The sequence below is a fragment of the Halobellus sp. MBLA0158 genome (genome assembly GCF_041477585.1).
Taxonomy (GTDB): domain Archaea; phylum Halobacteriota; class Halobacteria; order Halobacteriales; family Haloferacaceae; genus Haloquadratum; species Haloquadratum rubicundus.
Map to the genome: position 1 here is coordinate 1,210,854 of NZ_JBGNYA010000001.1, position 13,029 is coordinate 1,223,882.

11 protein-coding genes are annotated in these 13,029 nt (G+C 70.6%); 3 read left to right on the plus strand and 8 right to left on the minus strand.

Features of this window, described 5'->3' with window-relative positions:
• Window position 1: 1 nt before the first annotated feature.
• Entirely contained in the window at window positions 2–1,408 is a 1,407-nt protein-coding gene (gene cyoE / locus OS889_RS06310) for a heme o synthase (protein ID WP_372391572.1), read from the minus strand.
• A 121-nt stretch (window positions 1,409–1,529) separates the two neighbouring features.
• On the opposite strand from cyoE, the gene coxB reads away from it, so the two are divergent.
• Window positions 1,530–2,258 carry a cytochrome c oxidase subunit II gene (gene coxB, locus OS889_RS06315; RefSeq protein WP_372388290.1) on the plus strand — a complete coding sequence of 243 codons (729 nt, stop codon included), beginning with the start codon at window positions 1,530–1,532 and terminating at the stop codon, window positions 2,256–2,258.
• Between the two features lie 97 nt (window positions 2,259–2,355).
• Here the strand turns inward: coxB and OS889_RS06320 are convergent, their stop codons facing one another.
• Entirely contained in the window at window positions 2,356–2,802 is a 447-nt protein-coding gene (locus OS889_RS06320; protein WP_372388292.1) for an FAD synthase family protein, read from the minus strand.
• On the minus strand, window positions 2,799–3,347 hold the full coding sequence (locus OS889_RS06325; RefSeq protein ID WP_372388294.1) for a Mov34/MPN/PAD-1 family protein: 549 nt from the start codon (window positions 3,345–3,347) through the stop codon (window positions 2,799–2,801). Before OS889_RS06325 ends, OS889_RS06320 begins: the two co-directional genes overlap by 4 nt.
• Window positions 3,348–3,513: 166 nt before the next feature.
• Here OS889_RS06325 and han point away from each other — a divergent pair, with 166 nt between their 5' ends.
• Window positions 3,514–5,439, plus strand: coding sequence for a Hef-associated nuclease (gene han / locus OS889_RS06330; RefSeq protein ID WP_372388295.1), 1,926 nt, complete (start codon window positions 3,514–3,516; stop codon window positions 5,437–5,439).
• A gap of 16 nt (window positions 5,440–5,455) precedes the next feature.
• Here han and OS889_RS06335 read toward each other — a convergent pair whose 3' ends face one another.
• Together OS889_RS06335 and OS889_RS06340 are read right to left on the minus strand one after the other, a co-directional pair.
• Window positions 5,456–7,141, minus strand: a complete 1,686-nt coding sequence (locus tag OS889_RS06335) for a phospholipase D-like domain-containing protein (protein WP_372388297.1) — start codon at window positions 7,139–7,141, stop codon at window positions 5,456–5,458.
• Window positions 7,142–7,260: 119 nt separating this feature from the next.
• Window positions 7,261–8,589 (minus strand): HEAT repeat domain-containing protein, encoded by a 1,329-nt coding sequence (locus OS889_RS06340; RefSeq protein WP_372388299.1) that lies wholly within the window; start codon window positions 8,587–8,589, stop codon window positions 7,261–7,263.
• A gap of 113 nt (window positions 8,590–8,702) precedes the next feature.
• Between OS889_RS06340 and OS889_RS06345 the strand changes: the two genes are divergently transcribed.
• Entirely contained in the window at window positions 8,703–9,527 is an 825-nt protein-coding gene (locus OS889_RS06345) for a class I SAM-dependent methyltransferase (RefSeq protein ID WP_372388300.1), read from the plus strand.
• 15 nt (window positions 9,528–9,542) lie between these two features.
• Here OS889_RS06345 and surE read toward each other — a convergent pair whose 3' ends face one another.
• Genes surE through OS889_RS06360 form a run of 3 tightly spaced genes read right to left on the minus strand, consistent with a single transcriptional unit; the run spans window position 9,543 to window position 12,666 of the window.
• The gene (surE, locus tag OS889_RS06350) at window positions 9,543–10,343 is read right to left on the minus strand and encodes a 5'/3'-nucleotidase SurE (RefSeq protein ID WP_372388302.1); all 801 of its coding nucleotides are present in this window, start codon (window positions 10,341–10,343) and stop codon (window positions 9,543–9,545) included.
• Between the two features lie 47 nt (window positions 10,344–10,390).
• Entirely contained in the window at window positions 10,391–11,869 is a 1,479-nt protein-coding gene (locus OS889_RS06355) for a small ribosomal subunit Rsm22 family protein (RefSeq protein WP_372388304.1), read from the minus strand.
• Window positions 11,866–12,666 (minus strand): prephenate dehydrogenase/arogenate dehydrogenase family protein, encoded by an 801-nt coding sequence (locus tag OS889_RS06360; RefSeq protein WP_372388305.1) that lies wholly within the window; start codon window positions 12,664–12,666, stop codon window positions 11,866–11,868. Before OS889_RS06360 ends, OS889_RS06355 begins: the two co-directional genes overlap by 4 nt.
• Between the last annotated feature and the right edge of the window lie 363 nt (window positions 12,667–13,029).

Here is a 13,029-nt window from a genome sequence, read left to right on the forward strand (position 1 = left end):
GTCAGACTGCCAGGGCGTCGACGACCACGGCGAGGAGCAAGGCGCCGAGGTACGCGTTCGAGGCGTGGAACGAGCGGAGCGCCGCGGCCTCGGTCTGTTCGTAGTGGAGCCGCACGGCGAAGTACAGGAACGCCGCGCCGAAGGCGACGCTCGTGAGCGCATAGAGCAGACCCAGCGCGTCCATCATCGCCATCGCGCCCGCGGCGACGAGCGTCGCGGCGAGGTAGAAGAGCACGTGCTTTCGCGTCTCGGTCTCGCCGCGGACGACGGGCATCATCGGGAAGCCGCCGCGCTCGTAGTCGTCCTTGTACGCCAGCGCGAGGTTGTAGAAGTGCGCGGGCGTCCACAGGAAGATGATCGTCGCGAGCGCCACGCCCCCGAGTCCGACCTCGCCGGTGACGGCGACCCAGCCGATGAGCGCGGGCAGCGCGCCCGCGGCGCCGCCGATCACGGTGTTCTGGACTGTGTTCGGTTTCAGGAGCAGCGTGTAGACGACGCTGTAAAACAGGATCGCCGCGACCCCGAGGACCGCGGCGAGGACGTTCACCCACGCGAACAGCGCGACGGAGGCGACCGCGAGGGCGACGCCGAACGCCAGGGCGTTGCGGACGGGGACTAAGTCCGTCGCGAGCGGCCGGTCGCTCGTCCGCTGCATCCGCCTGTCGATGTCGCGTTCGAGGACGTGATTGAACGTCCCCGAGGCGCCGATCGAGAGCACGCCGCCGCCCAGCGTCGCGAGGACGATCCCGACCGTCAGGTCGCCGCCGGTGGTCGCCGCCAGCGCCATCCCCGCGGCGGCGACGAGACACAGCAGCCACATCAGCCGGGGCTTCGTCAGCCTGAGGTACGCCTTCGCGGTCGCGAGCAGTCGCTCTCGGGGGTCTGTCGGAATCGTCGGCTCGTAGCCGTCGTCGACGGGCGGATCGAGGTCGACGCTGTCGACCAGATCCTCGTTCGGGTCGCCGGTCTCGCGCTCCAGCGACCACGCCAGCGCAGCGACGAGCGAGCCGAAGATGCCCATCCCGACGGTCAGATGGAGCGCCGAGAGCGCGCCGGTCGCGCCGCCGACCGCGACCACCGCGCCGAGGCCGGCCTGGATCGGGTAGAGGACGCCGGCGAGCACCGTCGCCGCCAGCACGCGCCGCTCGACGCCGGCGCGAAGCCCCGTCACCATCGTCACGACGCCGAGCGCGCCGACGAGCACGGCCGCGATCCGGTGGCCGACGGCGAGCCAGCCGGCCGCCGCCGTCGGCGTCGTCCACCCGTCGCCGCAGATCGGCCAGGCGGTACACGCCGCGGCCGCGTCGGTCAGGGCCGTCGTCGCGCCGACGAGCAGTAGCAGATAGACGCCGATGGCCGTCGCCGCGAGCAGGCCGTGGAATCTGTCGTGGGATGCGGTCGGCGCCACGGGAATCACCTACTCGGAGTTGGGAATCCCCGTACTTAGGGGCCGCGCTTTTCGCGTCGCGTCGGTCCCGGAGTGGCGAAAGTCAGCAACTATTTACGTGGTAGTTCCTAAGCCCGTACCGATGCGAAAGACGCGTTTGGCACTCGTTTCACTGCTCACGGTGGTGGTGGCGGGCCTGGTCGCGGACCCGGTCGCCGCGCAGACGTCCGCCAGCGCGGAGCTCATCCACGGGCTGAACGGGAAGCTGCTGACGATCGCGATTCCCGTCACCATCCTCGTGGAGGCGATCCTCATCTACACGGTGGTGAAGTTCCGGAACAACGACGAGCCGAGTCCGACGAAGGAGAACCGTCGCCTGGAGATCACCTGGACGATCGCCACGGCGATCATCCTCCTGTTCGTGGGGGTCGCCTCCTACGGCGTGTTGGCGAACGAGAACGTCTCCGGCCAGCCGCAGGTGCAGAACGCCGCCGGCGACGCGGTCGACGGGGACCCGGTCGTCGTCCGCGCGGAGGCCTACCAGTGGGGCTGGGAGATGTCCTACCCCGAGGCGGGCAACTTCTCGACCGGTACGAACATCGTCGTCCCGGTCGATCGCCCGGTCCACATACGGGTCACGTCGCGCGACGTGATACACGGCTTCCACGCTCCGGACCTGGCGCTCAAGGTGGACGCGATGCCCGGCCAGGTGAACACGATCAAGACCGTGCCCTACGAGACCGGCGAGTTCCAGGGCTACTGCACGGAGTACTGCGGGGTCGCCCACTCACAGATGTACTTCACGATCGAGGTCGTCTCCCAAGAGGAGTACCAGCAGTGGCTCGACGAGCAGCAGAACAGTAACGAGTAGTCGCGCGTTCTCGTTTTTCCAGTTTCCAGTTTTCAGTTTCGAGTTCCCGTTCTTCGACTAACGCAGAATCGAGCGACCGCCAGCCACCAGCCCGCGGCTACGCGTCGCCCTCGTCCGCCCGCGACGCCACGATCCGATCGATGATCCGGCCGGTCGAGAGCAGTTCCTCCTCGTACCGCGGTTCGCGAGCGGACGCGCGGTCGACCGCGCAGTCGATCCCGCGGGCCGCGAGCGCGTCGCGGATGGCGTCGGCGTCGTGGTGCTGGTCGTGACCGAGGACGATCACGTCGGGATCGATCCGCTCGATCGGCACGAAGATGTCCTCGCGGTGGCCGAGGTGGGCCTCGCTCACGACGTCGAGCGCGTCGACGACGTCCCGCCGCTGGCGGTCGGGGAGGATCGGCGGCTCCTTGTGGGTCACGTTCTCCCGGCGGGCGACGATGACGTGGAGCTCGTCGCCCATCGCGGCCGCCTCCGAGAGGTAGTGGACGTGACCGGGATGGATGAGGTCGAAGGTGCCCTGGGCGACGACCCGTCGCGTCACCGGAAGAACCCTCCGTCGTCCCGCCCGCCGCGGTCCTCGCGACGGGTCGATTCCGCCTCGACCGCGCCGTAATCGAGGTCCAGGTCTGATTCGGTGAAGTCGAAGAACTCTTCGGGATCGGGGAGGTCGACGTCGAGGACGTCCAGGTCGCGCGGGTCGCCGTTCTGATCGAACGCCCGCCAGTCGTCGGGGCCGTAGGGGTGGCCCAGGATGATGTGGACCCGGCCCTGGCCGAAGGTGTCGAGGTCGGCGTCGCTCGGGCGGAGCACGCCGTTCGGGTGCGAGTGGATCGAGCCGACGGCGCGGCGGTCGTTCGGGATCATATTGTTGTCGACGGTCGCGCTCGTCTCGTCCGAGCGGGTCCCCGGAACGATCAGGACCTCCGTGATCACCGTGCCCGAACGGTCGAGATCGAAGTTCCGCGCCGGCTCGCCGCGGAGGAACCCCATATACTCGTTCGGGTGGGTCTCCCGTGAGGCCTCCAGCGCGAAGTCGAGCGCGTCGGCGGCGATGCCGAGGATCTCGCTCGACCGGAAGAGTCGCATACGCGATGCTGAGAAGCGTCGCCTTCTAAGGATTCCGGTCGCTCTACGCGGCGACCGCGGGCTCCACTCGCCGTGGCCCGAAGGGCCGTCTGCGGCCGATTTCGCGGCCGTTTCCGCTCGGGGCCGATTGTAAAGTCTTAACCACGGCGCACCACTGTTCGACAGTATGAACGCCGACAACGCCGGGGATTCCGGCGGCGAGTCCGCTCCGGATTCGGAGGGCGACTCGCGTCCTGTCGTCTACGATCTCGCACCGAACTGCACGCTCGAAGACGTCTCAGAGGGTGACCACTACCACGCCGTCGTCAACGGCGTCGTCGAGTACGGCGTCTTCGTCGACGTCTCCGACGAGGTCTCGGGGCTGGTCCACGAGTCGAACCTCGATCGCTCCTACGAGGTCGGCGATCGCCTGACCGTCACGCTCGAAGAAGTCAAGGAGAACGGCGACGTCGCCTTCGACGTCTTCCGCGAGTCCTCGTATCAGACCGTCGTCGTCGACCACGAGCCCGACCTGACGCCGATCGCGGGGCTCTCGGCCGGCGACGAGGTCCACATCGAGGGCCAGGTCGCCCAGATCAAACAGACCGGCGGCCCCACCGTCTTCCGCATCGCCGACGAGACGGGCATCGTCTCGGCGGCGGCCTTCCGCGAGGCGGGCGTCCGCGCCTTCCCGGCGATCGACCTCGACGACGTGGTTCGGGTCGGCGGCACCGTCGAGTCCCACGACGGCTCCCTCCAGCTTGAAGTCGAGTCGATGACGCGCCTCGACGACGAGGCGATGGCGGAGGCCCGCGAGCGCCTCGATACGGCCTTCGAGGAGCGAGCCGCGCCCGAAGACGTCGAGCCGCTCGTCGAGTGGCCCGCCTTCGAGAAGCTCCGCGACGACCTGCGGGACCTCGCGCGCCTGCTCCGGCGGACCGTCCTCGAAGGCCGACCCATCCGGGTGCGCCACCACGCCGACGGCGACGGGATGTGCGCCTCCGTTCCGGTCCAGCTGGCGCTGGAGAACTTCATCGAGGCCGTCCACGACGACGCCGACGCCTCGCGGCACCTGATCAAGCGCCTCCCCTCGAAGGCCCCCTTCTACGAGATGGAAGACGTCACGCGCGACCTCAACTTCGCGCTTGAGGGCCGCTCCCGCCACGGCCAGCGGCTCCCCTTCCTCCTGATGCTCGACAACGGCTCGACCGAGGAGGACGTCCCCGCCTACGAGAACCTCGCGCACTACGACGTCCCGATCGCGGTCGTCGACCACCACCACCCCGACCCCGAGGCCGTCGAGGACCTGCTCGACGCCCACGTCAATCCGTACCTCTACGACGAGGACTACCGGATCACCACGGGGATGATGTGCGTCGAGCTCGCCCGGATGATCGACCCCGACATCACCGACGACCTCCGGCACGTCCCCGCGGTCGCCGGGCTCGCCGACCGCTCGAAGGCCGAGGTGATGGACGACTTCGTCGACCTCGCCGAGGCCGAGGGCTACGACCGCGAGCGCCTGCTCGACGTCGGCGAGGCCCTCGACTACGCGGCCCACTGGCTCCGCTACAGCGACGGCCAGTCGCTCGTCAACGACGTCCTCAACGTCGGCTGCGACGACGAGGAGCGCCACCGGGAACTGGTGGACTTCCTCGCGACCCGCGCCGAGCGCGACGTCGAGCGGCAGATGGACGCCGCCGAGCCGCACCTCGACCACGAGCGGTTGGAGTCGGGAGCGCACCTCTACACGGTCGACCTCGACGAGTGGGCCCACCGCTTCACCTACCCCGCGCCGGGGAAGACCACCGGCAAGCTCCACGACCGGAAGGTCAACGAGCACCGCGAGCCGGTGATCACGATCGGATACGGCCCCGACTTCGCCGTCCTCCGCTCGGACGGCGTCCGGCTGGACATCCCGCGGATGGTCGCCGAACTGAACGAGGAGGTCGTCGGCGGCGGCGTCTCCGGCGGCGGCCACCTCGTCGTCGGCTCGATCAAGTTCGTGAAGGGGATGCGCGAGGCGGTCATCGACAGCCTCGTCGAGAAGATGGCCGACGCCGAACTCGACGAGGAGCTCTCCTCGCAGGCGATCGTCGAGACCGACGACTGAGACGGCGGTCTCGCTGTCACGGGTCCTCCCGGTTCTCGAACTCTACCGTCCGACGCAGCGCGAACGCCGCCAGCAGCAGCGCCGCGAGCGATCCGAGCGCCATCGTCAGCCGGGTTCGGAGATCCGAAGACGCCCACGCGGGCCCCGACGAACCGGCGCCGGCGGCCGCCCGCCAGTCGGCCTCGAACGCCGACCGGAAGTAGGCCGCGGGCTCGGAGCCGGCGAGCGCGATCAGGACCTCTCGGTTCTCGCGCGCGGAGTGCGCGTTGAAGTTGAGGCTCCCGACGATCACCGCGTCGTCGGCGACGACGCCCTTCGCGTGAACCTTCCCGAACCTGTCTCCCGGATCGGCGATCCGCGCCTCGATCGGCAGCCCGCGCTCGCGGAGATCGGCGGCGCGGTCGACCACGGCGCGGTTCGAGTCCTCGTCGTACCACGCGTTCGACAGCAGGATCCGCACGCGAACGCCCCGCTCCGCGGCGGCGACGAGCGCGGCGAAGTAGGGGCCGTCGACGTCCAGCCGCGGCGCCAGGAGCGCGACGCTGTCGTCCGCCGCTGCGATCGTCTCCCGGACGGCGGCGCCCGCGTTCCCCGGCGCGGTGAGCACGCGGACTCGATCGACGGCGACGGATTCGGGTTCGATCTTGGCCTCGAACGACCCCGACGCGGGCGCGACGTCGACGAACGAGGCATTGCGCCGAACCGCTCGCCAGGGCACCGCGTCGAGGCCGTCGGCGTCGTGTGCGAACACGGCAGCGAGCTCGTCGGCCGTTCGGGCTGAGTCGACGCGGACGCCCCACCCGCGGCTGTCGCGGCCGCCCGTCCCCGCCGGCTTCCAGTTCTCGGTCAACACGAGCGCCCGGTCGTCGACGACGGCGTACTTGGGGTGGTGGTAGGCATACCGCGAGTGCGGGCCGTCGATCAGGCGGACGTCGACGCCGCCCGCCGCCAGGCGGTCGAGCTGCTCGCGCTGGGCCGTCGTCATCCCGCCGATCGGGCCGCCGTCCAGGAGGACGCGGACGCGCACGCCGCGCCGTTGGGCCGCCAGCAGCGCGTCGGTCGCGCGCGGCGAGGCGAAGGTGTAGCCCGCGACCAGGATTCGCCGGTCCGCGTCCCGGAGCGTCTCGATCGGGACGTCGGGCGCGTCCGGGAGCACGAACGCCGTCGCCGTCGCGGCCCCGGTGGCGACGACCGGCCGGGGTCGCAGTCCACGCGGCGTCCACCGCCCGGTAGTGGCGTTGAGCCGTTCGCCCTCGTTCGAGCGGTCGTATCCGACTTCGTCAACCACGCGGCCGTCCCGTTCGAGCACGAGCCGTTCCCCGGCGTTCGAGAGCTCCAGTCCGGGCGCGACGACTCGTATCTCCGTCCCGACGAGCGCCCGTGTCGCGTTCGGCGCCGACGAGAGCGCGACGCGGCCGCCGGGCGGCACGCCGACGGTCGACTCGCCGTCGCCGATGGTGAGGTTCCGCGTTCCGTCGGCGTCGACGACGACGTACTCGCCCCGGTCCCCGTCGGCCACCGGGTCCGGGAAGACGGCGACGATTTCCGGCGCGGCTCCCCCTTCCGTGGTCGCCGTGTGGTTCGCCGGCGGGGAGCTATCGGCGGCGACCGGTCCGGCGAGCGCGGCGGCTGACAGCACGCAGAGCCCGACCGCGACTGCGACCGCGACGAGCCGCGCGGCCCTGCCCGATGGATGCCACACGGACGACTCGTCGGCGTCGAAACGGGGCGATCGACGGGTGGGGTGACGGCCGCGCGCTCGTGGGGGCACGGCGCGTCTGGCCGCCCAATCCTATATAAAAGGTCCGAGGGGACCGCGAATCAGGCCGGCGCGGCTTCCGCGTCGGCGTCGTCGAGCGTCTCGGCGGCGAGTTCGGCCTCGTGCTGGACGAGGTACGACTGCTCGTCGGCGTACTCGGCGACGGTCTCCAGCGCCGCCTCGGTGCCGATCTGGCGGAGCGCCCAGGCCGCCGCCGCGCGGACGGTGTCGCTCTCGTCGTCGGCGAGGGCGTCCCCGAGCGGATCGATCGCGCGCGTGTCGCCGATGAGTCCGAGCGCGCGAGCGGCGTAGGGCCGGACGTTGTCGTTGTCCATTTCGAGCTTGTCGGCGATGGCCTGGGTGGCCTCCGTCGAGCCGATCTCGCCGAGCGCGCGGAACGTCACCTTCTGGAGCGCGGGGTCGGAGTCGGTGTCGATGTACTCGACGAGCGTCTCGACGGCGCCCTCGGCGTCGCCGCCCATCCGGCCGAGCGCCTTGATCGCCTTCTTCTCGCGGCGCTGGGCGAGCTGGTGCATCTCGTCGAACGCCTCGGCGTTGGCCATCCGGACGAGCGCGTCCATACAGTGCTCCTGCATAAACTCCGACTGGAGCTTCTCCTTCGCCAAGAGGACCATATCGACGCGGCCCTGCTCCTCCCACTGCTTGAGCGCCGACAGCTCCGGCGGGTAGTCCTTGTAGTGTCCGAGGACGTCGTAGAACCCCTCGGCCATCAGCTGCTCGTTCGTTTCCAGGTCGTCCCACTCCTGGGCGTCCTCCAGCCCGGCTTCGAGGTCGTCTGTGGCCTCCAGGAGCGCCGCGATGGTCTCGGCGTCCTCGTCGGCGTCGAGGTCGGCGTCCTCGACCGCCGCGACGACGTCGTCGAGCGCCGCCGCGACGGCGTCGGTGTCGATCCCATCGCCGGCGGCCGCGTCGGCCTCGAAGGCCAGGCCCGCATCGAGCGTCTCCTCGGCGGCGTCGACGAACGCCGAGACGGCCTCGACGACCGCGGACTCGCCCTGCTCGGTCCAGCGCGTGTCGGAGATCTTCGATCGGGCGGATTCGACGGCCTCGGTCACGTCGCTGGCGTAGGGGCCGCGCTGGGCTTCGAGGTCGTCGCGGAGGTCCGAGACGCGGGATTCGAGGTCCGCGCGCGGATCCTCGTCGTCCTCGTCGTCCTCGTCAGGCTCGGGCAGGTCCGCCGACTCCAGGTCGGCCTCGACCGCGTCGAGATCGGCCTCGACCGCGTCGAGGTCCGCCTCCGTCTCGGCGGCCTCCAGCGCGTCGGCGACCTCGTCGAGGCGCTCGCTGAGGGTCTCGGGCGTCGCGTCTGTCGACTCGTCCGACGCCGCCGCGTCCGAATCGGCGGTCGTCTCCTCGTCCCCGTCACTCATATGGCGGAATATCCGTCCGTACCCGAAAAGAGCGTTTCCCTTCTGTCGCGGTCGGCTCGCTCCCCTCTTCCGCTCCGAAGCGATTTATCCCGCTCCGCCGCGAACCCCCGCCGATGACTGCGCCGAGCGACGAAAGCGGCAGCGCGAACGCCGACCGCGACGACTGGGACTCCGAGACCTACGACGGCTCGCACTCGTTCGTCTACGAGTACGGCGCCGACGTCGTCGACCTCCTCGACCCCGAGCCCGGCGAACGAATTCTCGATCTCGGCTGCGGCACCGGCCACCTCACCGATCGGATCGCCGACGCGGGCGCGGACGTCGTCGGCGTCGACCAGTCTGAGGAGATGATCGAGACCGCGCGCGAGACGTACGAGCACCGCTTCGTACAGGCGGACGCCCGCGATTTCGGTCGCGCCGATCTCGGAATTGACGCCGGCCCCGCCGACCCGTTCGACGCCGTGTTCTCGAACGCCGCGCTCCACTGGATCGACGATCAGGACGCCGTGCTGGACTCGGTCGTTGACGTGCTCGCCCCGGGCGGTCGGTTCGTCGCGGAGCTCGGCGGCCACGGCAACGTCTCGGCGATCGTCGCAGCCGTCGCGGCCGAACTCGAAGAGCGGGGCTACGAGCCGCCGATCGACCCCTGGTACTTCCCGACCGTCGGCGAGCACGCGACGACGCTCGAAGCCCACGGTTTCGAGGTGCGGTACGCGCGGCTGTTCGATCGGCCGACCGAACTGGACGAGGGCGACGACGGGCTGGCCGCGTGGCTCGGGATGTTCGGCGACCGGCTGTTCGGATCGGTCCCGGAAGCGGAGCGTCCGGACGTCGTCGCGGGCGTCGAAGACCGGCTCCGGGACGAACTCTACGACGCGGACGCGAACGCCTGGACCGCCGACTACCGCCGCCTCCGGTTCGTGGCGGTGCTGGAGTAGCCGCCCGTCGGCCGTTCAGACGGTATCGAGGTACGTCTCCGCGAGCGCGTCCAGCGCCTCGTGGTGCTCGGTCGTGTGGGGCGCGGTCAGCGGCGACACCGACACCTTGCCGTCGACGACCGCGCGGCGGTCGGTCCCCTCGGGGTCGGGGATGTCGTCGGCGCGCATCCGGTCCCAGACGCGGTCGTGGAGCGTGATCGTGCCGTTTCCGTCGTGCTCGGCGGTCATCTCGTACAGCGTCGAGGGTCGGGTGATCTCGATCGGTGCCGGACCGTCACCCTCGGCCATCGGCGCGTTGACGTTCAGGTACTCGGCCTGCTCGAAGACGCCCGCGCCGAGGGCGTGCTCGACGAGGAATTTCGTCGCCGCCGTCGCGTTCCGGAAGTCCTCGGGGTCGGACGCCTGCTCCTGCCAGGGCGTGTCGCCGCCGCCGGGGACGTACAGCGACACGGCGATGGCCGGCACGTCGAAGAACGCCGACTCGACGGCCGCGCTGACCGTTCCCGAGCGGCCGAGGACGTAGGCGCCGAGGTTCGCCCCCTTGTTGCAGCCCGCGACGACCGCGTCGACGTCGGGACGGAGCGCTTCGAGGCCGGCGACGACGCAGTCGGCGGGCGTCCCCTCGATGGCGTAGCCCAGGTCGTGCTCGCGCACCGAGACGTCGTTCGAGAGCTTGCGGCCGACGGCGCTCTGGTCGTCCGCCGGCGCGACGGCGGTCACGTCGGCGACCTCCGAGAGCGTCTCGTAGAGCGCCCGGAACCCGACCGCGTCGATCCCGTCGTCGTTGGTGAGTAAAAGCGAGAGCGAATCGCTCATACCGCTTCCTTCGGCGGGCGGGGGAAATGTGTACCGCCCGCCGGTGCCTACGCGACGAACTCGACGAACGTGCCGTCGTCGACGACGAGGTTGTACGCGCCCTCGTCGTCGTTCCACAGACAGAGGACGTTCTCGAACGCGAGCACGTCGCCGTAGTCGGCGGCCAGCAGATCCTCGTTCAGCGGATCGGTCGCCGTCGCGACCGCGTAGTGTTCGGTCGACTCGCTCCCGTCGCCGACCTTGAACAGCGGATTGGTCCCGTCGTCGCCGTCGTCGGTCAGGTCCCGGCTCAGTTTCACCGCGAGGAGGTCGATCCGGTTCGTGACGTGCCGCTCCATCTCGGCCATCTTGGCGTGCCGGTCGGGATCCGCGCGGACCTCGGTCCGGCGCGCGCCGTCCGGCCGGAGCACCGCGTAGGAGAACTGGACCGTCTCGTTGCGGAAGGTGCCGTCGCCGGGCGTCCGCCGGCTCGCGGGGCCGTCGGCGCCGTCGGGTTCTTCCGGATCCGCCTCTCCGGCCTCGTCGAGTCGGCGCTGGAACGGCGGCGCCTCGATCTCCGGGCGGCGGTCGAACGACCAGCCGCGGTCCGAGGGCGCCTCCCCGGGCCACAGCCGGAGCGTCGGCGCGTAGACGGCGACGTCGCCGCCGGCGGGCGCCAGCGCGCGCTCGACTTCCCGGAGCCCGACGCTGGTGTTGCGGTCGGCGGGCGCCAGCGCGACGAACGAGCCGTCGGCGGCGACCGCATCGAGGTAGCGCGCCGCGACCGACGCCGGCTCGTCGAGTTCGCTCAGGACGTTCGCGAACAGGACGAGGTCGAAGCCCGACTCGGCGCCGGTCACCGATTCGGGGTCGAACGCCTCGGCGGTCTCGCGGTGGATCGTCGGCCGGAAGTTCCGGCCGGTCTCGGCGAGCAGTCGGTCGAGGACGTCCGCCGACGCCGAGGGCTCGACCGCGTGGTAATCGACGGCGGCGTCGTCGGGCAGGTAGTCGTGGAGGCCGAGCGCCGGCCCGCCGGTCCCCGCGCCGACGTCGAGGACGCGGAGCGTCCGCGGGAGCCGCTCGCGCTCGGCCAGATCGTCGAGGACGTAGCCGATCGCGGCGTAGTAGTCGGGGAGGTGGTAGATCGCATAGGCCAGCGCGGCCACGTCGTCGTACTCCACGGGGTGCTGCCGGTAGTAGTCCTCCTTCAGCCGCCTGATCGTCGCGCGCAGTTCGGCGCCGCTCTCGCCGCGGTGCCAGTTCGCGCCGTAGCGCTCGACGAGCAGGTCTTCGAGCGCGAAGGCGTAGTCCTCGGGGAAGGACTCGGGCCGCCATCCGGACTGTGGCGCGGGCTCGTCGCTGACGGGGACGAACGTCCCGTCGTCGCGCTCTCTCAGTCCGAGGTCGAAGGCCTCCTCGCGGAGCGCCTCGCGGACGACCGCGGGGTGGGGCGTCCCCTCGATGTACTCGCAGATCTCCTCGGGGTCGATGGGTCGGACGTGCTTCAGGTACTTCGCGTTCGCGCGGACGGCCTCGCGGTCGATCACGCGTCGTCGCCCCGCTCGCGGCGCTCGTCCGGCTCCCGGTCCGACTCCCCTGTCCCGCGCCACGCCCCCGCTTCGGCGTACAGTTCCTCGAACGCCTCGCCGTCGGCGTCGGCGATCCGGCGGGCCGCGGCCGCGACGTCGTCGGCGCCGTCGAAGGATTCCTGGATCTCGCGGTAGACCTGCGGCGTGCCGCCGGTCACGGTCTCGACCAGGTCCGAAAGCGCCTCCGAGACCGGCGTCGCGAACTCCTCGCGGACGTCCTCCGCGGCCAGCGCGTACGCGAGCACGGCCGTGTGGGCGCCGGCCTGGACCGTCTCCATCGCCGCGTCGTGTTCGGCGGGATCGGTCTCGAAGACGTCGTTGCCGGCGGCCTCGATCGCTCCGATCGCCCGCTCGGTCACCGGCCCCGAGGCGTCGACGACGGCCGCGACGTTCCCCGGCGCGTTCTCGGGCGCGAAGAGTGGATGCAGACTCACCCGTTCGCGGTCCGGCAGCCGCTCGCGCATCGCCGTCACCGGCTCGGCCATCACGCCGGTCACGTCGAGCATCGCCCGCGACGCGCGGTCGGCGTGGGCCTCGATCGCCTCGTCGGCGGCGCTGATCGGCACGGCCAGACAGACCGCTGCGAACGTCTCTCCGGTGTCGAGAGCGACGGCGCGGGCGTCGGCGTCGATCGCCTCGGCCGCCGCCCTCGCGACGGCGGGGTCGCGGTCGGCGAACGCGACGCTGAACGCCGACCCGAGCGTTCGGCCGGCCCAGCGGCCCATTCCGCCGGCTCCGACGACGAGTACCTCCATCGCCGCCGACTACGCGCCGCGGTCGTCAAAAGGGGTTCGGTGCCGTCGCCGCCGAGCCTCTGCTAATGTCTATTGTCAGTCGTTGCCGCTGGTTCGCCGAAACGGGGTGACGAACCAGCGGTAAACAGTGACAGTAGACATTATGGATCGGCCACCCTCAGTATTCCACACCAGGTTATCAGAACTGATACTCTAGTCCGTACGTTTATTGCGATCGTCGGAAGATACGTATCGGGGGAAACGGACCTGCACCGTCGCCAGACCGACCGGTCGATCGCATCGAGCCGCACCCACATACACGCGTGTGACGGCCGTACGCCGCCGGAGCCGACCTCGATCGGCTCCGAACCGGACATCCGTGCG